Source organism: Streptomyces erythrochromogenes (assembly GCF_040684695.1).
Taxonomy (GTDB): Bacteria; Actinomycetota; Actinomycetes; order Streptomycetales; family Streptomycetaceae; genus Streptomyces; species Streptomyces erythrochromogenes_C.
The window spans coordinates 137,106-161,472 of the sequence record NZ_JBFBGM010000008.1 but is presented as its reverse complement, the minus strand read 5'-3'; the positions used below and the strand labels follow the sequence as shown (position 1 = coordinate 161,472).

The 24,367-nt window shown below is 73.5% G+C and carries 24 protein-coding genes; 8 read left to right on the top strand and 16 right to left on the bottom strand.

From position 1 onward, the window contains the following. Positions 1-17: 17 nt before the first annotated feature. From AB0O53_RS15300 to AB0O53_RS15270, 7 genes are read right to left on the bottom strand one after another with little or no spacing between them, the layout of a single operon-like run. Positions 18-1,325, bottom strand: a complete 1,308-nt coding sequence (locus AB0O53_RS15300; protein ID WP_365195922.1) for a glycosyltransferase — start codon at positions 1,323-1,325, stop codon at positions 18-20. Then, a complete protein-coding gene (locus AB0O53_RS15295; RefSeq protein WP_365195919.1) occupies positions 1,322-2,098 on the bottom strand; it encodes a polysaccharide deacetylase family protein in 777 nt (258 codons plus the stop codon). Before AB0O53_RS15295 ends, AB0O53_RS15300 begins: the two co-directional genes overlap by 4 nt. Further along, positions 2,088-4,019 carry a murein biosynthesis integral membrane protein MurJ gene (gene murJ / locus AB0O53_RS15290; protein WP_350994384.1) on the bottom strand — a complete coding sequence of 644 codons (1,932 nt, stop codon included), beginning with the start codon at positions 4,017-4,019 and terminating at the stop codon, positions 2,088-2,090. The genes AB0O53_RS15295 and murJ overlap by 11 nt, the downstream gene beginning before the upstream one ends. Further along, entirely contained in the window at positions 4,016-5,365 is a 1,350-nt protein-coding gene (locus tag AB0O53_RS15285; protein ID WP_350994386.1) for an O-antigen ligase family protein, read from the bottom strand. The genes murJ and AB0O53_RS15285 overlap by 4 nt, the downstream gene beginning before the upstream one ends. Then, complete coding sequence (locus AB0O53_RS15280; RefSeq protein WP_365195914.1) at positions 5,365-6,900, bottom strand: exopolysaccharide biosynthesis polyprenyl glycosylphosphotransferase; 1,536 nt, start codon at positions 6,898-6,900, stop codon at positions 5,365-5,367. Before AB0O53_RS15280 ends, AB0O53_RS15285 begins: the two co-directional genes overlap by 1 nt. Beyond that, positions 6,897-8,093 carry a glycosyltransferase gene (locus AB0O53_RS15275; RefSeq protein ID WP_365195911.1) on the bottom strand — a complete coding sequence of 399 codons (1,197 nt, stop codon included), beginning with the start codon at positions 8,091-8,093 and terminating at the stop codon, positions 6,897-6,899. Before AB0O53_RS15275 ends, AB0O53_RS15280 begins: the two co-directional genes overlap by 4 nt. A 19-nt stretch (positions 8,094-8,112) precedes the next feature. After that, the gene (locus AB0O53_RS15270; protein ID WP_350994390.1) at positions 8,113-9,204 is read right to left on the bottom strand and encodes a DUF3344 domain-containing protein; all 1,092 of its coding nucleotides are present in this window, start codon (positions 9,202-9,204) and stop codon (positions 8,113-8,115) included. 146 nt (positions 9,205-9,350) lie between these two features. Here AB0O53_RS15270 and AB0O53_RS15265 point away from each other — a divergent pair, with 146 nt between their 5' ends. The 5 genes from AB0O53_RS15265 (at position 9,351) to AB0O53_RS15245 (ending at position 12,360) form a co-directional block, all read left to right on the top strand. Beyond that, positions 9,351-9,494, top strand: a complete 144-nt coding sequence (locus tag AB0O53_RS15265; protein WP_365195908.1) for a chaplin family protein — start codon at positions 9,351-9,353, stop codon at positions 9,492-9,494. A 118-nt stretch (positions 9,495-9,612) separates the two neighbouring features. Then, positions 9,613-10,023 (top strand): rodlin, encoded by a 411-nt coding sequence (locus AB0O53_RS15260; RefSeq protein WP_030031071.1) that lies wholly within the window; start codon positions 9,613-9,615, stop codon positions 10,021-10,023. A gap of 240 nt (positions 10,024-10,263) precedes the next feature. Then, a complete protein-coding gene (locus AB0O53_RS15255) occupies positions 10,264-10,497 on the top strand; it encodes a chaplin (RefSeq protein WP_136229005.1) in 234 nt (77 codons plus the stop codon). Positions 10,498-10,615: 118 nt separating this feature from the next. Then, positions 10,616-11,833, top strand: a complete 1,218-nt coding sequence (locus tag AB0O53_RS15250; protein ID WP_365195904.1) for a chaplin — start codon at positions 10,616-10,618, stop codon at positions 11,831-11,833. Positions 11,834-12,012: 179 nt separating this feature from the next. Next, positions 12,013-12,360 carry a hypothetical protein gene (locus AB0O53_RS15245; RefSeq protein ID WP_350994397.1) on the top strand — a complete coding sequence of 116 codons (348 nt, stop codon included), beginning with the start codon at positions 12,013-12,015 and terminating at the stop codon, positions 12,358-12,360. A gap of 110 nt (positions 12,361-12,470) precedes the next feature. Here the strand turns inward: AB0O53_RS15245 and AB0O53_RS15240 are convergent, their stop codons facing one another. Further along, positions 12,471-12,710: a chaplin gene (locus tag AB0O53_RS15240; protein WP_030845163.1), complete on the bottom strand. Its 240-nt coding sequence runs from the start codon at positions 12,708-12,710 to the stop codon at positions 12,471-12,473. A 146-nt stretch (positions 12,711-12,856) separates the two neighbouring features. After that, entirely contained in the window at positions 12,857-13,327 is a 471-nt protein-coding gene (locus AB0O53_RS15235; RefSeq protein ID WP_350994400.1) for a hypothetical protein, read from the bottom strand. 277 nt (positions 13,328-13,604) lie between these two features. Between AB0O53_RS15235 and AB0O53_RS15230 the strand changes: the two genes are divergently transcribed. After that, positions 13,605-14,015 (top strand): rodlin, encoded by a 411-nt coding sequence (locus tag AB0O53_RS15230; RefSeq protein WP_030649254.1) that lies wholly within the window; start codon positions 13,605-13,607, stop codon positions 14,013-14,015. A gap of 116 nt (positions 14,016-14,131) precedes the next feature. On the opposite strand, the gene AB0O53_RS15225 is transcribed toward AB0O53_RS15230, so the two are convergent. Beyond that, on the bottom strand, positions 14,132-14,773 hold the full coding sequence (locus AB0O53_RS15225) for a vitamin K epoxide reductase family protein (protein ID WP_350994402.1): 642 nt from the start codon (positions 14,771-14,773) through the stop codon (positions 14,132-14,134). 192 nt (positions 14,774-14,965) lie between these two features. Here AB0O53_RS15225 and AB0O53_RS15220 point away from each other — a divergent pair, with 192 nt between their 5' ends. Further along, on the top strand, positions 14,966-15,736 hold the full coding sequence (locus tag AB0O53_RS15220) for a DUF6227 family protein (protein ID WP_350994404.1): 771 nt from the start codon (positions 14,966-14,968) through the stop codon (positions 15,734-15,736). 63 nt (positions 15,737-15,799) lie between these two features. Here the strand turns inward: AB0O53_RS15220 and AB0O53_RS15215 are convergent, their stop codons facing one another. The 3 genes from AB0O53_RS15215 to AB0O53_RS15205 form a co-directional block, all read right to left on the bottom strand. Beyond that, a complete protein-coding gene (locus AB0O53_RS15215; RefSeq protein ID WP_365195899.1) occupies positions 15,800-16,753 on the bottom strand; it encodes a 1-phosphofructokinase family hexose kinase in 954 nt (317 codons plus the stop codon). Continuing rightward, on the bottom strand, positions 16,750-17,511 hold the full coding sequence (locus AB0O53_RS15210; RefSeq protein WP_365195896.1) for a DeoR/GlpR family DNA-binding transcription regulator: 762 nt from the start codon (positions 17,509-17,511) through the stop codon (positions 16,750-16,752). Before AB0O53_RS15210 ends, AB0O53_RS15215 begins: the two co-directional genes overlap by 4 nt. A 171-nt stretch (positions 17,512-17,682) precedes the next feature. After that, on the bottom strand, positions 17,683-19,245 hold the full coding sequence (locus AB0O53_RS15205) for an MFS transporter (RefSeq protein ID WP_365195893.1): 1,563 nt from the start codon (positions 19,243-19,245) through the stop codon (positions 17,683-17,685). Between the two features lie 63 nt (positions 19,246-19,308). Between AB0O53_RS15205 and AB0O53_RS15200 the strand changes: the two genes are divergently transcribed. Next, the gene (locus AB0O53_RS15200; RefSeq protein ID WP_365195891.1) at positions 19,309-20,265 is read left to right on the top strand and encodes a helix-turn-helix transcriptional regulator; all 957 of its coding nucleotides are present in this window, start codon (positions 19,309-19,311) and stop codon (positions 20,263-20,265) included. A gap of 134 nt (positions 20,266-20,399) precedes the next feature. On the opposite strand, the gene AB0O53_RS15195 is transcribed toward AB0O53_RS15200, so the two are convergent. From AB0O53_RS15195 to AB0O53_RS15185, 3 genes are all read right to left on the bottom strand, one after another. Beyond that, positions 20,400-21,377, bottom strand: coding sequence for a sigma-70 family RNA polymerase sigma factor (locus tag AB0O53_RS15195; protein ID WP_350994414.1), 978 nt, complete (start codon positions 21,375-21,377; stop codon positions 20,400-20,402). 464 nt (positions 21,378-21,841) lie between these two features. Further along, complete coding sequence (locus AB0O53_RS15190; protein WP_350994416.1) at positions 21,842-22,666, bottom strand: dioxygenase family protein; 825 nt, start codon at positions 22,664-22,666, stop codon at positions 21,842-21,844. 141 nt (positions 22,667-22,807) lie between these two features. Continuing rightward, positions 22,808-24,346, bottom strand: a complete 1,539-nt coding sequence (locus AB0O53_RS15185; RefSeq protein ID WP_350994418.1) for an MFS transporter — start codon at positions 24,344-24,346, stop codon at positions 22,808-22,810. Between the last annotated feature and the right edge of the window lie 21 nt (positions 24,347-24,367).

The following is a 24,367-nucleotide window of genomic DNA, read 5'->3' as shown; positions in this document are numbered from 1 at the left end:
CCCTTCGGGGATGGGGATCAGCCACGGGCGCCCGGCGTCCGCCGGGGAGAGCCGGGCCCGGGCACCGTCAGCCCCGCCGCCGGCCGCGCCGCGGGGTCCGGGGCGGCGGCTCCGGCCGGGTCCGGGGGTGCAGTTCCCGCCGGGTCCGGGGCGGGATCCGCGACGGGGCCCGGCACCCGCGGCTGCGGCGCGGCCGAGAGGGCGAGGTCGTACACGTCCAGCAGCCGGTGCGCGCTGCGGGCGATGTCGTAGCGGCGCACGACCGACGGCGGGGGCAGCCGGCGTGCGCCCGCCTCCATGTGGCCGCGCAGCGCCGCGACGAGTTCCTCCGTGCCCGTGCCGATGCGGCGTGCCCCGGGGGCCTCGGTGGCGGGCAGGTCGTCGATGGCCGGGCAGGTCACGTGCAGGACCGGCAGGCCGGCGGCCAGGGCCTCGACGACCGCGAGCCCGAAGGCCTCCTCCCGCGACGGCGAGACGAAGACGTCCATGGCGGCCAGCAGCGCCGGGATGCCGGGGGTGCGGCCGTCCGGGCTGTCGCCCAGCGGGTCCCGCTCCCCCAGCAGGTGGATGCGGCTCTGCGCGCCGAGTTCGGCGGCCAGCCGGCGCAGCCCCGCCCGCTCCGGGCCGTCCCCGGCCAGCAGCAGGTGCGCGCCCGGCAGCGCGGCCACGGCCCGCACGAGCACGTCGAACCGCTTGCCCGGGACCAGCCGGCCGACCCCGCCGACCACGAAGGCCCGCTCGGGCAGCCCGGTACGGGCCCGGGTGGCCCGGCGGACGCCCTCGTCGAAACGGAAGCGGACGGCCTCGATCCCGTTGGGTACGACGTGGACCCGCGCGGCCGGCACCCCCCACCCCTCCAGCCTGGCGGCGACGGTGTCCGACACGGCCACGGTCGCCGCGCCCAGGCGCTCGCTGGCCAGGTACAGCGCGCGCACCCCGCCCGAAAGCGGCCGGCCCTCGATCTCGCCCTCGCCGAGGGAGTGCTCGGTGGCGACGGTGGCCCCGGCGCCCGCGATCCGGGCCGCGAGGCGCCCGTACACGCAGGCCCGGTACAGGTGCGTGTGGACGAGGTCGTACCGGCCGCGCCGGATGAACTTCACGAGCCGGGGCAGCGCCCCCAGATCCCGGTTGCCGCGCATCCCCAGGTGCACGACCCGTACGCCGTCGGCGCGCAGCCCCTCGGCCACCGGCCCGGGATTCGTCAGCGTCAGCACGTCGCACTGCATCGGCATGTGCCGCAGCAGCAGCCGCAGTTGCTGCTCGGCACCGCCGACGCCGAGGCCGGTGATGACGTGCAGGGCCCTGACCGCCTCGATCGGCTTCACCGGTGCACCGCCCGCCGCAGCTCCCCGACCCGGTGGCGCACCTGCTTGATGCGCAGCCGGGTGCCGCCGTCGGCCTGGCTGACGTGGGTGCGGGGCAGGGCGTACGGGCCGGCGAGCCGCCCGGGGTCGATGGCGCAGGCGTAGCCGTAGCCGGCCGCGCGCGTCGCGTCGACGACCCGGGCGTCGAGGTGCCCGTACGGGTAGCAGAAACCCTCGGGCAGGGTTCCGGTCAGCTCGCGCAACAGGTCGCGGCTGCCGCGCAGTTCCTGCTGGAGCACATCGTCGGGGGTGGCGGTGAGGTCCTGGTGGAGCAGCCCGTGCGAGCCGATCTCCTGCCCGGCGGCGGCGACTTCGCGGATCCCCTCGGCCGTGAGGAGGGACTTGCGCGGCCCCAGCGGGTCCCACACGTTGTCCACGCCGAGCCGTCCGGGCAGCACGAAGAGGGTGGCGGTGCAGTCGTGGCGCCGGAGCAGCGGCAGCGCGTGGGTCAGGAAGTCGGTGTAGCCGTCGTCGAAGGTCAGTCCGACGAGCCCGGCGCCGCGGCCGGCCGCCCGGGCCCGCAGCAGTTCGCCGACCGACACCCCGCGCAGGCCCCGGGAGCGCAGCCACAGCAGCTGCGCCTCCAGGACGAGGGGGGTGACGGTGATGCCGTACGGGTCCTCGGCGGGGTCGGTGAACTCGGCGACCGAGTGGTACATCAGGACCCACGGCGATGCGGTCCGGCGGGCGGGGACCACCGCGGCGGGGGGTGCCGTGTCGGTGTCAGCGGGCATTGCGGAACCTCTGCGTGAACTGGGAGATCTGACCGGGCAGGGCGGTGACTTCGAGGGCGCGTATGGCCGTGCCTGTGGCGCCGAACATGGCCGGGACGAGCAGGCAGCCGAGTCCGGCGCTGAGCAGCGGATCGGGGATCATCGGCCCGGCGATCCAGCCGGTGGCGCAGGCGGCGACGGCGGCCACCGCGAGCCGTCCGATGCTGGCGGCGACCCGGCGGACGTGGATGGCGATGATCCGCGGGCCGAGGCCGGTGAGCAGCAGGGCGGCGGCGGTGGAGATGCCGGCGGCATTGGCGGCGGCGATCCCGTAGATGCCCCACCAGCGGACGGCGAACGCTCCGGCCACGACGTTGACGAGCAGTCCGGCACCCATCGCGAGCGCCGGGAACCAGGTGGGCCGGGCGGTCGAGAAGAAGGGCCGGGACAGTGCCCCGACGAGGCAGTGGCCGAGCAGTCCGAGTCCGTAGACCCGCATGACGGAGGCGGTGGCGAGGGTGTCCTCGTGGGTGAAGGCGCCCCGTTCGAAGAGGACCTGGATGATCTGCGGGGCGTAGCCGATGACGAGCGCGGTGCCCATCAGGACGGCGAGGGAGGCCAGTGCCAGGTCCCGCTCCACGCGGCGGCGGGCCTTCTCGCGTTCGCCGCCGGCCATGGCCTGGGCGACGACGGGGAAGGTGACGGTGCAGATCATCAGCGACAGCACCATCGGCATCTGCGCGACCTTCTGCGCGTAGTTGAGGTGGGAGATCGCCCCGGACGGCAGCGAAGCGGCCAGGAACCGCTCGACGAGCACCTGCGACTGGCGGAAGACGGCGAAGAGGATGACGGGGGCGATGACCCCGAGCGCGATGAGGGTGGGGCGGTCGCGGTCGCGCTGGCTGCGCGGGGCGGCGACCCGTTTGGCCCGGGGCGGTCCGAAGCCCACGTTCCGGACGAAGGCGGGGAGTTGGACGAGCGCCATCAGCAGCCCGCCGACGGCGACGCCCGCGGCGGCGGCCCGCACGCCCCACAGGGAGTGGAGGGCGACCATCGTGCCGATGATGCCGATGTTGTACGAGACGTAGATCGCGGCGGGCGGCAGGAAGGAGCGGTGCGCGCGCAGCGCGGCGCTGAAGTAGCCGGCGATGCCGAAGGAGAGCACGGTCAGCGCGGTCAGCCGGGTGCACTCGACGGCCAGCGAGGGGTCGGGCAGGCCGGGCGCGAGCACGGCGACGACGGCCGGGGCGGCGACGACGAGGACGGCGGCGACGACGGCCAGGAAGACGACGAGCCGCGGCAGGGTCGCCCCGACCAGCATCCGTACGGGGTCCTGCGCGCGGGCCTCCCTGCGGGTCAGCCCGGCCCGGTCGGCGGCCCGCCGGGCCAGTGCGTGGCTGAAGGCGGGGACCATCAGCAGCGCCATGGCGTCCTCGATCAGCAGCGTCGAGGCCATCTCCGGGACGGTCCAGGCGATGAGGAAGGCGTCGCTGGCGTGTCCGGCGCCGAAGAGGTGGGCGATGGTCTGGTCGCGCACCAGTCCGAACAGGGAACCGGCGGCGGTGAGCCCGGCGGTCACGGCGGCGGCCTTGGCCAGGAACCGTCCGAGCGGGGCGCCGGCGGCGGGCTCTGCGGACACCTCGGCCCCATGCCCGCGGCGGCCGCGCCCGAACCGGCGGCCGCCGACGGCGTCGGGTCCGGCGGACCCGTCCTCGCGGCGGACGTCACCGGGCCCGGCGGCCGGTGCCCGGGCTCCGGGCGCGTCGGCGGACGCGCTCGTGGTGCGGGCCGCCACCCGTACGCCGAGCCCCACCGGGGCCCCGCCGGGATACCCGGCGGAGCCGAAGCGGCCCGGTGCGCCGGGCGCGGTCGGCGGGACACGTGTGTGGCCCGCGCCGGCCGGAGGGCCGGCGGCGGGCCGCCAGGGCGTGGTGTCCGTCACCGGCCGCTCGAACTCTCGGGGACCGCGTGCCCCGGGGAGGGGAGCGCCCACCAGGCCGCGAGGCCGACGATCACGCCGGTCAGGACGGTGGACGGGCCGCCGATGTCGGCGTAGAGGAAGTCGGTCAGCTGCCACACGAACAGCCCCGTCGCGATCAGCCCGCAGTCCCGCATCCGCGCTCCCGCGCCGGAGGCGAGCCGGCGCAGCCCCGCGACCAGCAGGGCCGCCCAGCCGCCCACCAGCGCGACCAGCCCGATCAGTCCCTGCTCGCTCAGGATCAGCAGGTACATGTTGTGCGGGGAGAGCAGCGGCTGGCGGATGTACGCCTGTCCCGCGCCGGCGGTGTCGCTGCCGGAGGAGAGCCCGAGCGAGGCGTGGCCGTCGCGGTGGGCGGGGAAGCCCTTGAGGCCCACGCCCGCGGCCGGCCGGTCGCGCCACATCGACTCGGCGGCGGCCCACATGGTGTAGCGGTCGGTGACCGACTGGTCGGGGGCGCTGGAGACCTGGGTGATGGAGGTCAGCCGCTCGGCGACCATCTCGGAGCCGACGCCGAGCCCGCCCACCAGGACCACCCCGGCCGCGGCCAGCGCGGCCAGCACCGTGAGCGCCCGCCGGATGCCGGCCAGTGCCATCACCAGCAGGCCCGCGCCGAGGGTGGCGATCCAGGCGCCGCGGCTGAAGGAGAGCACCAGCGGCAGGACCAGCACCAGGGCGCAGCCGGCGGCGATCCGCCGCACGCGCGGCGCGAGTCCGGGGGCGAGCGCGGCCGCGGTCGCGACGATCAGCCCGTAGGCGACGACCGTGGCCATGCCCATCACGTCGCCGGGGCCGAAGGTGCCGACGGCCCGGACGTCCTCGCCCTGGTAGGAGGCGCCGGTGTGGGTCGCGTACTGCACGACCCCCACCGCGCCCTGCACCAGCGCCAGGACCACGAAGCAGCCGGCCGCGAGCCGGAACTCCCGGGCGTCGCGCACCAGCAGCACCACGGCCGCCGGGACCAGTACGAAGACCTGGAGGTAGCGGACGAAGCCCGGCAGGGCGGCGTACGGGTCCCCCGCGGTGACCGTGGCGACCGCGAGGCCGACGGCCGGGGCGCCGAGGACGAGGACGCCCAGCGGGGTCAGCGCCCGCACCCGGCCGCGCAGCGCCTGCACGGCGCAGACGAGGACCAGCAGCAGCGAGGCGGCGTCGGCCGGGCCGACCTTGCCGGAGGCGGTCGCGTCCCCGGCGGGGAGCGGGGCGAGCAGGAACAGCACGGTCGCGGCGAGCGGCAGCAGCGGCCAGTGCCGGCGCAGCAGGCCCGCCGCGTCCGGCCGGGCCCAGTGCCCGGGGGCGGCGAGGCTCATCAGCTGCCCCCCAGCCGGAAGCGGAAGAAGGAGGCCGCGGTGCGGGCGAGGATCCACAGGTCCTGCCACAGCGACCAGGTGTCGATGTAGTGGTTGTCGAAGCGGGCCCGGTCCTCGATGGAGGTGTCCCCGCGCAGGCCGTTGATCTGGGCGAGGCCGGTGATGCCGACGGGCATCCGGTGGCGGGCCTCGTAGCCGGGGTGCACGGTGGAGAACTTCGCTACGAAGAAGGGCCGTTCGGGGCGGGGCCCGACCAGGCTCATGTCGCCCCGTACGACGTTCCACAGCTGGGGCAGTTCGTCGAGGGAGGACTTGCGCAGGAAGGAGCCGACCCCGCTCATCCGGCAGTCCCCGGCGACGGTCCAGCGGGTGGCGGACTCGTGCGCGTCGGCGCGCAGCGTGCGGAACTTCAGCAGGGTGAAGGGGCGCCCGTAGAGGCCGACCCGCTCCTGACGGAAGATCACCCCGGGTCCGTCCCACAGGCGTACGGCCGCCGCGCAGAGCAGCATCACGGGCGCGGCGCCCAGCAGCGCGACCAGGGCGAGCCCGGAGTCGATGATCCGCTTGGCCCACCGCTCCAGCAGCCGGGCGGGGCGCGGCAGCAGCGGCTGCACGGCGTATCCCCACAGCTGGTCGGCGGGGTGGGACAGGCGCATGCCGGTGACCTTGGCGGTGCCGGCCGGGTCCGCGAGCCACAGCCGGCAGCCGTGGTCGTGGAAGAGCCGGACCAGGGCGGCGGTGCGTTCGTCGGCCTCGGGCGGACGGGTGAACACCGCGTGCCGGACGGAGTTCTGGATGACCGCGCGCCGGATGTCCTCGTGGGTGGACAGGAGCGGGAGGGTCACGCCGTACCCGTCGGCGGGGTCCGCGGTGCCGGCGAGCCCGACCGGGCGCAGGCCGAACTCGGGGCGGCCGTGCAGGGCGGCGGCCACCGCGCTCGCCCCGGTGCCGGGTCCGACCACGAGGGCGGAGGCGGGCCGGCGTACGGCGGCGCGGCGGTGCAGCTGGTTGGCGACGCCGCGGCCCGCGCAGACCAGTACGGCCTGCAGGCACACGGCGGTGAGCAGCGCGCTCCATCCCATGGCGCGCGCGGGGTCGAAGGCCGCCGTGACGGCGGCGGCCGCGCACCACAGGACGGCGGAGCGCGCCACCAGCGCGGGCAGTTCGAGGAGGGCGGAGGGGGCCAGGCGCGGCCGGTAGAGCCCCGCCTGCGCGTGCAGGGCGACGAGCAGGGCGGGCAGCGCGGCGGCGGCCGGCGCGGCCTCCAGGACGGGCAGTGCCGGCCCCGGCAGGGCGGCCGCGGTGAGTACGGTGGCCAGCGCGTCGGCGCAGAGCAGGGGGAGCACCCGGCTGCGGCTGCGAACGCGCTGCGGGCGTACGGCGGAGCGGGCCCGTTCGACCCGGGGCCCGCGCGGCGGGTGGATGGCGGTCGCGGATCGGCGGGCCGCCGCGTGGGGCGCGGGCGCGAAGGCGCTGCCGCCGGGCCCTGTGGCGGCCTGCCCGGTGCGCCGGGCGGGTGCGCTGTCCATCGTCATCGGCTGATGCGCTCCTGGTTCAAGGGCCGGGGCCTGCCCAGCAGTTCGTGGTACAGGCCGCTGACCGCGTCCGTGGTCCGCCGCACGTCGAAGTCGGTCCGGGCGTGCTGCCGGGCCTGCTCCCCGAGTTCGGCGAGGAGCCGCGGCTCGGAGAGCAGCCGTCCCAGGGCCTTGGCCAGTGCCGTCGGGTCCTCCGGCGGCACCAGGCACAGGCGTCCCTGGCCGGGCGGCAGGCTCTCCCGGGCACCGCTCACGTCGGAGACCAGGACCGGCCGGCCACAGGCCATGGCTTCGAGCGGGGCGAGCGCCATGCCTTCCCACCGCGACGGCAGTACAACGAGATCGGCGGCCCGAAGCCACGGTCGGATGTCGGCGGCGGCGCCCGCGAAGTGCACGGTGGCGCCGGACGGCGCCGCGGTGCGCCGCAGCCGTTCGGCGTCGGGGCCGTCGCCGACGAGGACGAGGCGGGCCGTGGGAACGGTCGCGAGTACCTCGGGCCAGGCCTCCAGCAGGATGTCCTGGCCCTTCTGGGCGCAGATCCGGCCGACGCAGACGGCGAGCGGTCCGTCGGTGGGGAAGGAGGGGGGCAGCGGGAGGGCGGCGCGGGACTCGGCCCGGTCCTGGCCGGGGTCCGGTGCGCCGGGACGGAAGTGCTCCAGGTCCACGCCGTTGCGGATCACCGTCCAGCGGGCGGTGATGCCCTCGCTCTCGCCCGCGCGGCGCTCCGCCTCGCTGACGCAGAGCACCCGGTCGGCCCAGCGGGCGCCGTACCTCTCCCAGCGCAGGGCGAGCGCGGCGGTGGCTCCGCCGACGGCGTCGAAGGACCAGGCGTGGGGCTGGAAGACGGTGGGCAGCGCCCCGCGTGCGGCGAGCCGTCCGGCCAGTCCGGCCTTGGCGCTGTGGGCGTGCAGCAGGTCGGGCCGTACGCGGCGCAGCAGGCCGCGGGCGCCGGCCAGTTCGGCGGGGAGCCCCGGGCCGGGTGCCCGGCCGGCCCGCCAGGTGAACACCTCGGCCCCGGCGGACCGGGCCGCGTCGCCGAGCGTGCCGCCGGGCGGGCAGCCGACGACGGCGCGGAGGCCCTGCGCGCTCTGGGCGCGGACGAGGTCGGTGACGACCCTGGCCACACCGCCGTCGACGGGTTGTACGAGGTGGAGGACGGTCGTGGGCTGTGCCGCCCGGGAATGCGTGGGCACGTGGAGTGGTCTCCTGCGTTCAGCGGCGCGCGTCTGTCTGAACGAAGAGCACACCGAGGAAATGACCCTGACTTTCACCCGTGAACCTGAAGTTCAGGCTGCGGGCACCACCGGACAGGGCGGGACTCAGGTCGAACACGTCCGCGTCATATCCGAGATTATTCATATGATCTGGCTGTCGCACGAAAGATTCGCCACCGAATTCCGTGATCGTGGAATTCATGACGTCATTGAAGGGGTTTTCGTCGTCGCTGAGGCTCACCCGGCGACCACTGTCGGCCGTCACGGTGAGTGAGTCCCCGAGGGTGCCCCGGTCCCCGTCGTACGCGACCACTCCGGCCCGGCCCGCCGAGCCCGCCGGCGCGTCCAGGCCCTCGATCCCGACCGTCCCGTCGCCGGCCCGGGCGGCGAGCGACTCGAAGCCGTCCCACAGCGAGAGCCGCCGCAGCGGCTCCTGCGGGTGCTCGTAGGCCACGACGAGCGTCCAGCCGCCCCAGGCGCCGACCTCGGAGTGGCCCATGGCGATGTTCAGCTGGGAGACCGTCCACATTCCGGCGCCGCCCCTGCGCACCAGCGGGGTCACGTCCGCGGAGGCCTGGTAGGCGTCGCTGCCCGCGTCGGTGCGGTGGCCCATCACCGTGTCGGCGAGGACCTCCTTGTACGCCCCGCCCGGCTCGGCGACCAGCACCCGGCCGTTGTCCTGCGGCGGCTTCTGCTCGCCCACCCGCAGGTTCCCGCCCCAGTAGAGCCGGGCGTACGAGACCTTCGCGCCCTCGGGGACCTTGAGCTCGGCGCGGGTGGAGTTGTAGGTGTCCGGGTCCTTGTCGACCTCGCTGTAGAACATCTCGAACTCGCTGTTGACCCCTGCCGCGCCCCGCTTGACCTCGGCGCACGGCTCCGCCTGCGGGGACCGCTCCTTGCGGCAGCTGATCCCCGAATTGGAGGCGCGGACCAGCCCGCCGTGCTGCACGGCCTGGTAACGCTGGGTGAACGGAACCCGGGGCAGCTCCTTGGGCGCGGGCACCGCTGCGGCCGCCGCCGGAGCGTTCACGGAAAGTGCGAGGCAGGACAGCAGGCCGAGCGCGCCGAGGATTCTGCCGGAGGAACCCATGACCCTGTCTCCATTTTCGATCAAGGGGACAAAACAGGAGTGAACTTTGTCAGAAATCGGGCTGGAAATCACGTCGGACTCGCTCGTACGGCCTTTTGGGCGATACCACGCACCCTCACCACCTGCGGGTCGTTATGAGGGCACCATTGTTCGAACGGAAAGGAAATACGCAGGCGAGCGGCAACCCGGGCCGGATCCCGGTCCACGCACCCGTGAACGCCTGCGACCCGACCGCGAACCTGGCCGGCGCACCGAACCCCGCGTTCGGCAGCGCCCACGTGAACGCCTGAACGTCAATCGCGCCACGCGAAACGGCTGCATCCGAGTGAAGCCACGCAACCCGAGCCGGGTCGCGGCCGTTGATCCGGGTGCTCCACTACCGGGCAATCCTGCAAAAAAGGGACGACAATGATCAAGAAGATGATGGCCTCGGCCGCGGTTGCCGCCTCGGTCGTGGGTATGGGTGCCGCGATGGCCCCGCAGGCGATGGCGGTCGGCAACGACAACGGCATCAACACCGTCAACGGCAACAACTCCGCGCAGATCTACGGCAACCAGGCCACCTACGGCAACATGAGCCCGCAGATGGCGCTCATCCAGGGCTCCTTCAACAAGCCCTGCATCGCGCTCCCCGCGAAGGCCAACGTCCAGTCCGTGCTGGCCCTGGTCAACGTCGGCGTCCAGGACATCCCGGTCCTGTCCAGCCCGCAGAACCAGCAGTGCACCGAGAACTCCACCCAGGCCAAGGGCGACGAGGCTCTCTCGCACATCCTCAGCAACATCCCGGTCCTCTCCGGCAACGCCTCCGCCGGCAGCTGACCGCACCCCGCGCCCGCGAGGCCGTCGCACCTTCGGGTCGCGGCGGCCTCGCCGCATGTCGGGCGGATCCGCACCCCGGAATTGACGGTGAAAATCACCGTCCGACCGGCCGCTCGAATTCCCTCGGGTCATCGGGGTGAATTTGCGGACGCTCGCCGAAAGGGCGCGGTTTCTTTTCCCTCGTCCGCTCGTTGTTAATTCTGCAGCGGATACGCCTCTGCGGGAAGGATCGAAAAGAAAATGACGTACAAGAAGGCAGTGGTGCTGGCCGCCGGCGCTCTGATGGCCGCCGGTGCCGCCTCCCCCGCCATGGCCGACTCGGTGGCCGGCGGTACGGCCGCGGGCTCGCCGGGCGTCGCCTCCGGCAATGTCGCCCAGATCCCGGTCAACATCCCGGTCAACGTCTGCGGCAACAGCGTCAACATCGTCGGGCTGCTCAACCCCGCGTTCGGCAACACCTGCGTCAACGCCTGACGCAGCGTGCGCCCGCAAGGGCAGACCTCCTCGCAGGTGGCCCCGGAGTGCACGGCGGTGCACTCCGGGGCCACCTTCGATTCACCACCGGCGCCTGCCGGTAGACAGGGAAGGACCCATGCGACAGGTACTGAGCCGACAGGTACTGGGCAAGGGCATGCTCACGGCGGCTGCCGCGTCGAGCCTGTTGTCGATCGCGACCGGGGCGGCCTACGCGCACACCGGTGCGACGGCCGAGGCCTCGCATTCGCCGGGGGTGCTGGCCGGCAACAGCGTCTCGGTACCCATCACGTTCTCCCCGAACGTGTGCGGCAACAGCGTGGACGGCGGTGCGGCCCTCAACCCCGCGATGGGGAACACCTGCGTCACCGGCGGTGGATCGCACGCCGGCGCGGGCCACGACTACGACCGCTACCTGAGCCCCGAGCAGGCGGAGGCCTTCGAGCGCTACCTCGACGAGCGCGCCGGCCGCCACGCGGTCCCGGAGCAGCGCCACGAGCAGCGCCACGAGTCGCGCCCGTACGAGGTACCGCGCCAGCAGGTGGCGCGGCCGGACCAGGCACGACCGGAGCAGGCGCGGCCGGAGGCCCCCCGCAAGGAGGGACCGCGCCACGCCAAGCCGCGCCAGGAGGAGCCGCGCCACGAGGGCGGCTACGGCGGCCCCGGCGGGCAGCAGGACCACGAGGAGGAGTGCGACGACCACCCCGCACCGCCCCCGCCGGCGCACCACGCACCGCCTGCCCCGCCCGCCCCCGAGCACCCGCACCCGATGCCGCAGCCGGTGGAGGACCACCCGGCCCCGCTGCCCGTCCCGGAGCCTGTCCAGGAGGTTCCGGCGCCGCCCGCGGAGCAGCCCGTACCGCTCCCGGCCCCGGCACCCGCCCCGCAGCACCCGGCCGCAGAGGCCCCGAAGCCGCTGCCCGCCCCGCAGCCGCCGGCCGAGGAGGCGCCGCACACGCTGCCCGCCCCGGCGCCCGGCCCGGCCCCGGTGGCCGAGGAGGAGGCGCCGCACGGGCCGCCGCACGGCAGCCACCCCGTGGTGCGCCCGGCTCCGGTACCCGCGCCCGCCCCCGAGGCCGCGCCGCCCGCGGACCAGCCGCCGGCCGCTCCCTCCGCCGACAGCTCCGTCCACGTACCGCCGGCCCCCGCACCGGCGCCGGCGCCCGCCCCCGGGGCCGCGCCCGCTCCGCTCCCCGCCCCGGCTCCGGCCCCCGCCGCGGCGACCGCGCCCCGGCTGGCCGAGACCGGCGCGGGACAGCCCGCGGCCGCGGCGGCCCTCGCCTCGGCGCTGATCCTGGGCGGCGCCATTCTGTACCGGCGCTCGCGCGTCGCCTGACCGGCAATACCGGTAATCGGAAGAAACACCGGCCGGAGAATCCCCCGCGGGATTCTCCGGCCGCTGTCATGTACCCGTGTGTTCGCGTTTCCAGGGCGCCCGGGAATCGTTGTGCATGACGAAAGCGGCGCGCCGGTCGCCGCTCACGCCTCTGTCCACGAAAGAAGAGGATTTCGATAATGAAGCTCACGAAGGTCGCCGCTGTCGTCGTCGGCTCCGTCGCCGCCCTCGGCGCCTCCGGTACCGCGTTCGCCGCCGAGCCGGCGGGCGCGATGCCCCCCATGAGCCTGACCGGCGGGGTGACCCAGACGCTGGACGCCGTCGCCCCCGTCACCGAGAACCTTCCGCAGACGGTGGGCAACGGCCTGGCCGAGCAGGGGGACACCGTCAACAAGGTCGTGGGCACCGCCCAGAAGGTCAACAAGGTCCGCAACGACGTCCCCGGCACCGTCCTCGGCCTCGCGAACGGCGCCACCCAGGCCTCGCCGATGCTGGGCGGCGTACAGCTCAACGGCGGCAAGGGCTGAGCCACTCCGGGCGGCTGGATACGGCGGGGGCCGCCGTCACGCGCTCGCCGACACGGCTGTGGGCGCCACCGGCAAGGCCGGGGCGCCCACAGTCAGTTGTACGGCCGACGTCAGTCGTTGACGCAGACGTTGCCGAACGCCGGGTTCAGCAGGGCGATCACGTTCACGGTGTTGCCGCAGACGTTGACCGGGACGTGCACCGGGACCTGGAGCAGGTTGCCGGAGAGGACGCCGGGGGAACCCACGGCCGCGCCCTCGGCCGACGAGTCGGCGACGGCGGAGCCGGCGGCACCGGCCGCGGCGAGACCAGCGGTGGCCAGGACCAGGGCGGCCTTCTTGGCAGAGTTCATGGGAAGTGCACCTTCTGTTCGACGTTCCGCCCCGCTCCGGGGCTCACACCGAGCGAAACGTTCCACACTCCCAGACGACACGGTTTCGCGCACGATCAGACCTGTTCGGCTCAATCGGCGTCGCCGTGTTGCCGTTTCCGGCCCCGCTACGGGAGGGCGGGCAGCTGGACCTCCGGGAGTTTGACGTCGGGGATCTCCACGTCGGGGACCTCCGGAACCAGTTCGACCGGAGCCGCCGGATCGGGCAGCGCCGGCGGGGTGAGCGGCAGCTCGGGGAGCTCAACCCCCGGGATCTCGGGGAGCTCGACCCCCGGGATCTCGGGCAGCTGGACTCCCGGAATGCTCGGCAGGTTGATCTCCGGCAGCTTGATCTCGGGGAGTTTGATGTCCGGGAGCTTGATGTCCGGCAGGGTGACGCCCGCCGGCAGCAGGGCCTTGATCTGCTCCAGGAGCCCGTTGACGAGGTCGTCGATCGGGCCGGCCGGGGCCGCCTTGGTGGACACCGCACCGGAGCCCGAGTCGACAGCGCTCGCGGGTGCCGCCGCGCCGGTCAGTATGACGACGGCGAGCGCCGAGGGGACGAGGAGGCGGGCGCGGGACGGCTTCGTGCGGCGCATGGAGGTTCCTTCGCGTGGGGACACGGGGACAGCGGAGCCGCCCGGACCGGACCGCTCCTTCACTCACCGTGGGAACACCTTGCACGGAGCGCAACAGGAACCTGCGCGACTGGGGTCGCGTACGGGCTTCGCGCACGTGTCCGCAGGCGGCTCACCCGCGCCGGGGAAAACTTCGGGACGCGCGGGCCGTTTGAGTGAAGCAGCGGAACCAACCCCCTGACCGGGCAGTTGACCAGGGCGCTCCATCAGCGGGCACTCGTGCGACAAAAGGATCAAGATGTTCAAGAAGTTCATGACCGCCGCCGCGGTTTCCGCCGTTGCCGTCGGCGCGGGCGCTGCGGCCGCGGCCCCGGCCATGGCCATCGGCAACGACAACGGCGTCAACACCGTCAACGGCAACGGTGCCCAGCAGATCTACGGCAACCAGAAGACCCACGGCGACCAGAGCCCGCAGCTCAGCCTGGTCCAGGGCTCCCTGAACAAGCCCTGCATCGGTCTGCCGGCGAAGGTCAACGCCCAGTCGCTGATCGCCGCGCTCAACATCGGCGTCCAGGACATCAACGTCCTGTCCAACCCGCAGAACCAGCAGTGCACCGAGAACTCCACCCAGGCCAAGGGCGACGAGCCGCTCTCCCACATCCTGGACAACATCCCGGTCCTCTCCGGCAACGCCTCCGTCGGCAGCTGATTTCCGCTCCCCCTGCCCCGCGCGGGGGTCCGGGCCGACGAGCCCGCGGAAGTGCGTGACAGGGCCCCGGCAGCGTCCAGCTGCCGGGGCCCTCGCGCGTGCCGCGCACGCGGCGGTCAGCCGGTCCAGAAGTCCCACCACCGGGTGAGGACCAGCATCCCGATCACCCCGATGTGCAGGGCGGGCGGGGCCCAGCCGAACTCGGTGAAGAAGACCCGCAGCGGGCCGGGGGCGGGGAGCACCCGCGTACGGACGTTGTGCGCGGTGACCGCCCAGAACATCAGCAGCGTCGCCACCCAGGCCAGGCAGCACCACAGGCAGAGCGCGTTGATCTCGTAGAGCGACTGGACCATGAGCCACGCGCAGAAGCCGACGCCGAAGAGCGTGCCGGCGTTCAGTCCGAGCCAGAACCAGCCGCGGTACCGGGCGCCCGCCAGCAGTCCGGCGCCGACGCAGACCACGACGGCGTAGGCGGCCAGTCCCAGCATGGGGTTGGGGAAGCCGAAGGCCTGCGCCTGCTCGCTCTGCATCACGCTGCCGCAGGAGACCACCGGGTTGAGGCTGCAGGCGGGCTTGAAGTTCGGGTCCTCCAGCAGGAGGAACTTGTCGAGGGTGATCACCCAGGAGGCCAGCACCCCGGCCGCGCCGGTGACGGCCAGCAGCCAGGCCAACCCCCTTGGTGCGGCGTCCTGTTGGTCTGCGTCCGCGCTGCGGGGCCGCCCCTGCTGGCGCGGGACGCCCACTGTATTCGTTGCCATGCGGCCCATAGTCCCCCGTCTCCACCCAGAGCGGGTCCAACCATGCCCATCCATACGCAAGTTGACCTGAAGGTGTGGCGGGAACCTCCGATGCTTCCCGGACGTTTTACCGAACCCCGGACGTGATGTCAGAGCCAGGGGTTACGTTGAGCTTCCGCGAAGTGACAAGCTGCGACGGCCTGGAGACCCCCCTTGAGCGATCCGTACGAGACAACCGAGGCGCACCTCGGCCGACTCCTCGGCCGCGCCCTCAACTCCTTCGACCTGCCCGACAGGCTGGTCGAGCGCCTCGGTACGGCGCTCGCGCACAGCTCTTCGCTCTGCACCACCCACCACAACCCGGCTGCGGGCGCCTGGCGGGAGACGCACCGACACACCTACCTGCTGGCCGACGGCGGTTCGGTCTCGCTGTGGGAGCTGACGTACCGGCCGGAGGGCGACCGTGCCGTGCGGCACGAGGTCTTCGCGAGCAGGGCGGAGACCTGCCTGGCGGTGGCCCGGCTGTTCGGGGAGTCCGCCGCGGGGTCCGTCCCGGATCCGGTGCCGCTCGCGGGCGAGGAGGATCCGTACGACGACGCGTCGGCGCTCGGTGCGCTGCTCGCCTCGGCGGCGCCGGTGCCCCGCTACCGGGAGTACGTGGTGGACGATTCCGCCGACCACGCCCGCCGGGTGCTGCGCCGCGCGGAGAATCCGGACCGGCCCGGTGAGCAGGTGGCGAAGCTGCTGCGCGCGGCGTACGGGCACCGGATCACCCAGGCGTTCGGGACCAGGCAGGCCCTGGCGAACGGGCGGGACGCCGGCTTCAACCTGTACGAGCACGCCTTCGTGCTGCTGGACGGGACCGAGCTGAGTCTGTGGGAGGTCGAGCACACGGCGACGCCCGACGGGCGGCACATGTGCGAGGTGTACGAGAGCGAGGCCGTCGCGCGCGGGGCGATGGAGTTCCGCGCCCGGGTCGGCTGATGCCCCCTCTCCCGTCCGGCCCTCTTCGTGTCCCGGTCGCGCCGCGACCGCGCCCCGGCCGCTTCAGGGTGTCCCGGGGGCGGTGAGCGGGAGGTCCGGGGGCAGGTCCCGTGTGATGCGGACCCGGTCGGGCCGCAGGTCCGAGGGGGCCGGCATGGCGGGGCCCGGCAGCCGGCGGGCCGCCTCGGCGTGGGCCAGGGCCGAGCGGAGCGCGCCGGGCCCGTCGCCTCCGGCGATGAGGAAGCCGGCCAGGGCGGCACCGCGGGCGCCGGTGGCGGAGCGGACGTCCTCGGCGGGCTCGGTGGTGCCGTGGTGGGCTCCCCGCTCGTCCACCAGGAGGAGGCCGTCGCGGCCGAGGCAGGCGAGGACCGCCCCGGCGCCCAGGGCGTGGACTTCCCGCGCCGCCGCGACCGCCTCGCCCAGGGTGGACACCGGGCGCCCCGTGGACGCCGCGAGCCCGGACGTGTCCGACGTGATCACGTCGGGGCGGGCGGGCAGCGCCGCGCGCAGGGCCGGGCCCGAGGCGTCCAGGGCGACGCGGACGCCCGCCGCGCGGGCCGCGGCCACCAGGTCGGCGTACCAGCCGGGAGCGAGGCCGCCCGGGAGGCTGCCGCAGCCGGCTATCCAGGAGGCGTCGGCGCGGGAGGCGCGGACGGTGTCCAGGAGGAGGCCGGACTCCTGGGCCGAGAGCTTCGGCCCGGCAGCGTTGATCTTGGTGAGGGTGCCGTCCGGTTCGGCGAGCGCGATGTTCGAACGGGTCTGGCCGGCGATGGAGACGGCCGTGACGTTCACGCCCTGCCCGCCGAGGAGTTCGGCGAGGAGTACTCCGGGGGCTCCGCCGAGCGGGAGGACCGCCGTCGTGGGGACGCCCGCGGCGGCCACCGCGCGGGAGACGCCGACGCCCCTGCCGCCCGGGTCGATCCGGTCCCCGGCGGCGCGCAGCACCCGGCCCCGGTCCAGCGAGGGGAGCTCGTAGGTCCGGTCGAGGGAGGGGTTGGGGGTGACGGTGAGGATCATACGAGCACGACTTCCGTACCGGCGGCCTCGATGGCCGCTCTGTGGGCGGGGGCGAGCCCCGTGTCCGTGAGGAGGAGGTCCACGTCCGCGAAGGAGCCGAAGCGCGCGAAGTGCTCCTGGCCGGCCTTCGTGGAGTCGGCGAGGAGGACGACGCGGCGGGCGGCGGCGATCGCGGCGCGCTTGACGGCGGCCTCGGCGAGGTCGGGGGTGGTCAGGCCGCCCCGGGCGGAGAAGCCGTTCGTGGCAAGGAAGGCGACGTCCGCGCGGATCTCGGCGTACGCGCGCAGCGCCCAGGCGTCGACGGCGGCACGGGTGCGGTGGCGGACGCGGCCGCCGACGAGGTGCAGGTCGATGCCGGTGTGGTCGGCGAGCCGGGCGGCGACGGGCAGCGCGTGGGTGACGACGGTGAGGGCGAGGTCGACGGGGATCGCGGTCGCCAGGCGGGCCACGGTGCTGCCGGCGTCCAGAACGACGCTGCCGCCGTCGGGGAGCCGTGCCAGTGCGGCGGCGGCGATGCGGTCCTTCTCGGCGGCGGCGGTCGCCTCGCGCTCGGTGAGGTCCGGCTCGAAGTCGAGGCGGCCGACGGGGATGCCCCCGCCGTGCACCCGGCGGACCAGGCCGGCCCGGTCGAGGGCGGTGAGGTCGCGGCGCACGGTCTCGGCGGTGACCTGGAAGCGGTCGGCGAGGGAGAGGACGTCGACGCTGCCCGCCTCGCGGGCGAGGCGGAGGATCTCCTGGCGGCGCTCCTGTGCGTACATGTGGTTCTGCGTCCGTTCGATGCCCGGGACTGTGACTTTCCCCCACCGTACGCACATTTATGGACAGAAACAAAGAAAAACGGACATGCCCACCCTGGACGGGCAGGCATGTCCGCTGCGAGGGCCGAACTCGGCCGAGCGAGGACCGGGGTCCGGGCCCCCGGCCGGCGCCTAGAGGGCGGGCACCTTCTCGGGGGTGTTCGCCGCGTGCTCGGCGGCGCCTTCGCGCTCTTCCATCGGGATCGCCTTGCGCGGCAGCATGAACATCACCGCGGAGATCACGACCAGCACGCCGACGACCCACCAGAGCGCGCCGCGGAAGGCCTCGACGTAGGGCGGGCCGAAGACCATGTCGTCCTCGATGAGCCCGAAGAAGACCACGGAGGTCAGGGCGAGGCCCAGTGCGTTGCCCATCTGGCCGGTGGTGTTGATCAGCCCGGAGGCCGAGCCCGCGTCCCGGCGCGGCACCTCGGACAGCGTGGTGTCGTTGAGCGGGGCGACGATCAGGCCCATGCCGATGCCCATGAGGACCAGCGGGGCGGCCATCTGCCAGGAGGCGATCTCCATGCCGTAGTGCTCGGACTCCCAGATGTAGAGGACCAGGCCCGCGGCCATGACCAGGGCGCCCGCCTGGAGCACCTTGCGGCCGAAGCGCGGCACGAGCTTCTCGACCGAGAGGCCGGCGGCCACGGAGACGGCGATGGAGAACGGGATGCCGGTGGTGCCGGCCCGCAGGGCGCTCCAGCCGAGGCCCATCTGCATGTAGAGCGTCCAGACCAGGAAGAAGATGCCGGTCGCGATGCCGAAGGTCAGCTGGACCGCGATGCCGCCGGCGAAGCTCTTGACCTTGAAGAGGGAGAGCTCGACGAGCGGGGAGCCGTCCTTCTTGATCTTGTACTTCTCGTACGCGATGAACGCGGCGAAGACGAACGGCGAGGCGATCATGAGGGCGAAGCCCCATGCCGGCCAGCCGTTCTCGCGGCCCTGGGTGAGCGGGAAGATCAGCATGACCAGGGCGAGGGTCGCGAGGACGACGCCGACCAGGTCCAGCCTCAGGGCCTGCGGGGCCTTGGACTCGCTGATGAACTTGCGGCCCAGGATCACGCCGGCGATGCCGACGGGCAGGTTGATCAGGAAGATGGGGCGCCATTCGAGGCCGAAGAGGTTCCACTCGGTGAGCAGCGCGCCGAGCATGGGGCCGGAGACGGCGCCGAGGCCCACGATCGCGCCGAACATCCCGAAGACCTTGCCGCGCTCCTGCGGCGGGAAGGTGACGTGGATGATGGCCAGCACCTGCGGCACCATCATGGCGGCCATGCCGCCCTGGAGGATGCGGGAGGCGACGAGCATCCCCGGGTCGGCCGCGATGCCGCAGAGCAGCGAGGCGACGGTGAAGCCGGATATGCCGATGAGGAACAGGCGCTTGCGTCCGTAGATGTCACCGAGACGGCCGCCGGTGATGAGCCCTGCGGCGAACGCGAGCGCGTAGCCGGCGGTGATCCACTGGATCGCGCTGGTGGACGCGCCGAAGTTCTGGCGCATGGTGGGTATCGCGATGTTGACGATCGTGACGTCGACCAGGTCCATGAAGGCCGCGGTCATCACGATGGCGAGCGCCAGCCAGCGGCGGCGGTCGGGGGGTGAGCTGGGTGCGTCGTGGGCTGCGTCGTTCCGCTCTTCTTGTACGGGCCCGTTCTCTCTTTCGGGCGATGTCTTGGACGTCTCGGTGGTCATGAGGAGAAACTTAGACGGGATGTAGGTCAGCTAGTGTCCTATTTGGCTGGCAGCCTGGATCACATGACCGACACACCGGCACGGCTCCTCTCCCTGCTGTCCCTCCTCCAGACCCCGCGCGAATGGCCCGGGAGCGAGCTGGCGGAGCGGCTGCGGGTGAGCTCGCGGACCATCCGGCGCGACATCGAGCGGCTGCGGGAGCTCGGCTACCCGGTGGAGGCCACGCTCGGGGCCGAGGGCGGCTACCGGCTGGTGGCGGGCACGGCGATGCCGCCGCTGCTCCTCGACGACGAGGAGGCCGTGGCGATCGCGGTGGGGCTGCGGGCGGGGGCCGGGCACGCGATCGAGGGGGTCGAGGAGGCTTCCGTACGCGCCCTGGCGAAGCTGGAGCAGGTCCTGCCGTCGCGGCTGCGGCACCGGGTGGGCACGCTGCAGTCGGCCACGATCGCGCTCACGCGGGGCGACGGCGCCAGCGTGGACCCGCGGACGCTGACGACGATGGCCTCGGCGGTGGCCGGGCCGGAGCGGCTCCGCTTCGCCTACCGGGCGCGGGACGGCGCCGAGTCGCGGCGGCTGGTGGAGCCATACCGGCTGGTCAGCACGGGCAGCCGGTGGTACCTGGTCGCCTACGACATGGAGCGGCAGGACTGGCGCACCTTCCGGGTGGACCGGGTGGCCGAGGCCTTCGCGACGGGGGCCCGGTTCGAGCCGCGGGAGCTGCCGATGGACGCGGAGGAGTTCGTACGGCGGGGGCTCGGCGCGAACGGCTCGCGGACGTACGCGGTGGAGATCGCCTTCGAGACGGGGGCGGCCGAGCTGCCGGAGTGGCTGCGGTCGGCCGCCGTGGCGGGCGGGGCCGCCCCGGCCGTGGTCCGGTTCGAGAGCCGGGACGCGCCGGAGTGGCTGGCGGCCCGGCTGGCCCTGACGGGACTGGCCTTCACGGTGCGCGAACCCGCGGCGCTGCGGGCGGCGGCCGGCACGCTGGCCGCGCGGCTCACGTCGGCGGTGGCGCCCGGATAGGCGGCGGCCCCCGGACGTGGGGCGCGCCGCCCGGACGTGGGGCGCGCCGCCCGGGCAAGGGGGAGCCCCGGCGCCTGGGGGGGATAGGCACCGGGGCTCGTTCAGGGGGCCCGAACGGCGGGCCGGCCGGCCGGCTAGGCCACGGCGTCGAAGCCGGTGTCGCGCGCCATCCGCTTCAGCTCCAGCAGGGCGTGCTTCTCGATCTGGCGGATCCGCTCGCGGGTGAGGCCGTGCTGCTTGCCGACCTCCGTGAGGGTCCGCTCGCGGCCGTCGTCGATCCCGTACCGCATCTTGATGATCGACGCGGTGCGCTGATCGAGCTTGCCGAGCAGGTCCTCCAGCTCCTCGCTGCGCAGCAGCGAGAGCACGGACTGCTCGGGGGAGATCGCCGAGGTGTCCTCCAGCAGGTCACCGAACTGCGTGTCGCCCTCGTCGTCCACGGACATGTTCAGGCTGACCGGGTCGCGCGCCCAGTCCAGGACGTCGCCGACGCGCTTCTCCGTCGAATCCAGCTCGGCGGCGATCTCGGCGTGCTCCGGGTCGCGGCCGTTCTCACGGTTGAACTCGCGCTGGATCCGGCGGATCCGGCCGAGCTCCTCGACCAGGTGGACGGGGAGGCGGATGGTGCGGGACTGGTCGGCGATGGAGCGGGTGATGGCCTGGCGGATCCACCAGGTCGCGTACGTGGAGAACTTGAAGCCCTTGGTGTAGTCGAACTTCTCCACCGCGCGGACCAGGCCCGCGTTGCCCTCCTGGATCAGGTCGAGGAGGGGCAGGCCGCTGCGGGGATAGCGCCGGGCGACGGCGACGACGAGACGGAGGTTGGAGCGGATGAAGACTTCCTTGGCCCGCTCCCCCTCGGCGGCCAGCGCCTCCAGCTCCTCGCGGGAGGGCTTGTCCCCGTCACGCTCTATCGCGCCGTCGAGGATCTGCTGGGCGTAGACACCGGCCTCGATGATCTGGGAGAGCTCCACTTCCTTGGCGGCGTCGAGGAGCGGGGTGCGCGCGATCTCGTCCAGGTACATGCCGACCAGGTCGCGGTCTGCGATCTCCCCGCCCACAGCGCGTGCGCTGCTCGTGGACTGACGGCGGGCGACGGCGCGGGTTGCCATGCGTGCTCCCTTGCGATGAGTTCGGTCGCGGTGCGGCTGCCGGGCGGCCACCGTGGTGCGGTGGTGCGCCCTCGGACACTCTCCCGAGTGCCCGCATCCGAAGGAAACAACGACTGGAATCGGGACAGAATTCCCACGTTGGTCCCTGATTTTCGAGATCTTGCAGTATCCTGCCCCGCCACGAGAGGGGGTCGGATCCCGCACGATCGCGAAGAGGTGCAGGTCAGACCCGGAAACGGGCCCGACCCGACGCCGCCCGTGGACTCGCGTCCGTGAGACGACCGTCACGCTCGGCGCCGACGCGTTCACTCGGAACGGCGCCGCACCGGCTGCACTCCCACCCCTGAAGACGGCCCCTGCGGCCTTCTGGTTGCCTGGACTGGCGATCGAATGCCCAAAACCCACCATTCCCCCTGGAACCCGACCCATGCCCGGCCGACGCCGACGCCCGACCGGGTGGCGGGTCAGCCGAACTGGAGGCTGCGCTTCGAGAGGCCCATCCAGAAGCCGGAGACCGGGTCGCGGCGGGCGCCGAGGTCGCCGGCGGCGTCGGCCGCGCCGAGGGTGACGAAGAGCGGCGCGAAGTGTTCCGTACGGGGGTGGGCCAGGCGCCCGGACGGGGACTTGGCCTCGAAGTCGAGCAGCGAGTCGACGTCGCCGGCGGCCAGCGCCTCGTGGCCCCACGCGTCGAACTCCGCGGACCAGCCGGGGACGCCCGGGCCCGTGTGGCGCAGGGCGGCCAGGTTGTGGGTGAAGAAGCCGCTGCCGACGATGAGGACGCCCTCGTCGCGCAGGGGGGCGAGCGTGCGGCCGATGTCCATCAGGCGGCGCGGGTCGAGCGTCGGCAGGGACATCTGCAGGACCGGTATGTCGGCCTCCGGGAACATCTCCACCAGCGGGACGTACGCGCCGTGGTCCAGGCCGCGGTCCGGGATGTCCTGGACCGGGGTGCCCGGGGCGCGGAGCAGCGCCCGGACCGAGGCGGCGAGCGCGGGGGCACCGGGGGCGTCGTAGCGGACCCGGTAGTAGTGCTCGGGGAAGCCCCAGAAGTCGTAGACGAGCGGGGCGCGTTCGGTGGCGCCGAGGGCCAGGGGGGCCTCCTCCCAGTGGGCGGAGACCATGAGTATCGCCGTGGGGCGGGGCAGGTCCGCCGACCAGGCGGCCAGTTCGCCCGGCCAGACGGGGTCGTCGGCGAGCGGCGGCGCCCCGTGGCTGAGGTAGAGCGCCGGCATGCGCGCCGCCTGCGGGGTCGCGCCCGTCGGGGCCTGGGGTGCGGGGGCCGGGGTCATGGGGGCGCTCCTCCGTCGTCGTTCAGCACTGCCTCGTACAGGACTGCCTCGTACGGGGCTGCCCCGAAAAGACTAACCCCGCTTGGTTCAAATTTGAACCAAGCGGGGTGTGCAGTCATTCCCGCGGGGGCGCGGCCCCGGTCAGTGGGCGATCACCGGGACCTTGATCGCGGCGTCCTCGGCGGAGCCGGACCCGGAGGCCACCGGGTCGCCGGCACCCGGGCGGCCGGTGTTGATCAGCGTCAGGGCGATGGCCGAGCTGGCGACCAGGATGCCCACCGCCCACCAGATGGCGGAGGAGTAGCCCTCGACCATGGCCTGCGCCTGCACCAGCCGGGCGGCGGCCCCGCCGGCGGCGGCCTCGGCCGCGTGGTCGGTCAGGTACGCGGTGGTCGCCGAGGCGGCGATGGTGTTCAGCAGTGCCGTACCGATGGCACCGCCGACCTGCTGCGAGGTGTTGACCATGGCGGAGGCGACACCGGCGTCGGCCGGGTTCACGCCGTGCGTGGACAGGGACATGGCCGGCATGAAGGCCGTGCCCATGCCGAGGCCGAGCAGCAGCTGCGCCGGCAGGATCAGCGCCGGGTAGGAGGATCCGACCTCCAGCTGGGTCAGCAGCAGCATGCCGGCGGCGGCGACCAGGAAGCCCGGGCCCATCAGCAGGCGCGGCGGGACGCGGGTCATCAGACGGGCGCCGATCTGGGTGGAGCCCAGGATCATGCCCGCGATCATCGGCAGGAAGGCGAAGCCGGTCTTGACGGGCGAGAAGCCCTTCACGACCTGGAGGTAGTAGGTGAGGAAGAGGAACAGGCCGAACATCGCGATGACGGCCAGGCCGAGCGAGAGGTAGACACCGCCGCGGTTGCGCTCCAGCAGGACGCGCAGCGGCAGCAGCGGGGACTTCACCTTGGACTCGACGAGGACGAACGCCGCCAGCAGGGCCGCCGAGGCGATGAACATGGCCACGGTGACCGCGTCCGACCAGCCGGCCGACTCGGCGCGGGTGAAGCCGTACACCAGGGCCACGAGACCGGTGGTGGACAGGACCACGCCGGGGATGTCCAGCGGGGCGGGGTTGCGGGAGCCGGCGGGCTCACGGATGACCATCCAGGCACCCACGGCCGCGACGATCGCGAAGGGGATGTTGACGAAGAAGGTCCAGCGCCAGTTGAGGTACTCGGTGAGGAAGCCGCCGAGGATCAGGCCGACGGCGCCGCCGCCGCCCGCGATCGCGCCGTAGATGCCGAAGGCCTTGGCTCGCTCCTTGGCGTCGGTGAACATCACCGCGAGCAGGGAGAGGGCCGCCGGTGCGAGCAGCGCGCCGAAGGCACCCTGCAGGGCGCGGGCGCCGAGCATCATGGCCTCGCCGTTCGCGGCGCCGCCGAGCGCGGAGGCCAGGGCGAAGCCGATGAGTCCGACGACGAAGGCGTTCTTGCGGCCCCACTTGTCGGCGATGCGGCCGCCGAAGAGGAGCAGTCCGCCGAAGGCCAGCGCGTACGCGGTGATGACCCACTGGCGGTTGCCGTCGGAGATGCCGAGGTCGGTCTGGGCGGAGGGGAGGGCGATGTTCACGATGGTCGCGTCGAGGACGACCATCAGCTGGGCCAGGGCTATGAAGACGAGTGCCTTCCAGCGGCTGGGATCGGCAGCCGACGGGAGCGTCGCGGCTGTTTTCGGCATGGGGGTACCCACTTCACTGTG

Coding starts and splice junctions, on each gene's coding strand:
- AB0O53_RS15225 (WP_350994402.1), bottom strand. CDS start 14,773: ATGGCAACGAATACAGTGGGCGTCCCGCGCCAGCAGGGGCGGCCCCGC.
- AB0O53_RS15240 (WP_030845163.1), bottom strand. CDS start 12,710: ATGAACTCTGCCAAGAAGGCCGCCCTGGTCCTGGCCACCGCTGGTCTC.
- AB0O53_RS15190 (WP_350994416.1), bottom strand. CDS start 22,666: ATGACCCCGGCCCCCGCACCCCAGGCCCCGACGGGCGCGACCCCGCAG.
- AB0O53_RS15250 (WP_365195904.1), top strand. CDS start 10,616: ATGCGACAGGTACTGAGCCGACAGGTACTGGGCAAGGGCATGCTCACG.
- AB0O53_RS15255 (WP_136229005.1), top strand. CDS start 10,264: ATGACGTACAAGAAGGCAGTGGTGCTGGCCGCCGGCGCTCTGATGGCC.
- AB0O53_RS15245 (WP_350994397.1), top strand. CDS start 12,013: ATGAAGCTCACGAAGGTCGCCGCTGTCGTCGTCGGCTCCGTCGCCGCC.
- AB0O53_RS15200 (WP_365195891.1), top strand. CDS start 19,309: ATGACCGACACACCGGCACGGCTCCTCTCCCTGCTGTCCCTCCTCCAG.
- AB0O53_RS15260 (WP_030031071.1), top strand. CDS start 9,613: ATGATCAAGAAGATGATGGCCTCGGCCGCGGTTGCCGCCTCGGTCGTG.
- AB0O53_RS15295 (WP_365195919.1), bottom strand. CDS start 2,098: ATGCCCGCTGACACCGACACGGCACCCCCCGCCGCGGTGGTCCCCGCC.
- AB0O53_RS15195 (WP_350994414.1), bottom strand. CDS start 21,377: ATGGCAACCCGCGCCGTCGCCCGCCGTCAGTCCACGAGCAGCGCACGC.
- AB0O53_RS15210 (WP_365195896.1), bottom strand. CDS start 17,511: ATGTACGCACAGGAGCGCCGCCAGGAGATCCTCCGCCTCGCCCGCGAG.
- AB0O53_RS15205 (WP_365195893.1), bottom strand. CDS start 19,245: ATGACCACCGAGACGTCCAAGACATCGCCCGAAAGAGAGAACGGGCCC.
- AB0O53_RS15230 (WP_030649254.1), top strand. CDS start 13,605: ATGTTCAAGAAGTTCATGACCGCCGCCGCGGTTTCCGCCGTTGCCGTC.
- AB0O53_RS15280 (WP_365195914.1), bottom strand. CDS start 6,900: ATGACGATGGACAGCGCACCCGCCCGGCGCACCGGGCAGGCCGCCACA.
- AB0O53_RS15185 (WP_350994418.1), bottom strand. CDS start 24,346: ATGCCGAAAACAGCCGCGACGCTCCCGTCGGCTGCCGATCCCAGCCGC.
- AB0O53_RS15235 (WP_350994400.1), bottom strand. CDS start 13,327: ATGCGCCGCACGAAGCCGTCCCGCGCCCGCCTCCTCGTCCCCTCGGCG.
- AB0O53_RS15215 (WP_365195899.1), bottom strand. CDS start 16,753: ATGATCCTCACCGTCACCCCCAACCCCTCCCTCGACCGGACCTACGAG.
- AB0O53_RS15270 (WP_350994390.1), bottom strand. CDS start 9,204: ATGGGTTCCTCCGGCAGAATCCTCGGCGCGCTCGGCCTGCTGTCCTGC.
- AB0O53_RS15285 (WP_350994386.1), bottom strand. CDS start 5,365: ATGAGCCTCGCCGCCCCCGGGCACTGGGCCCGGCCGGACGCGGCGGGC.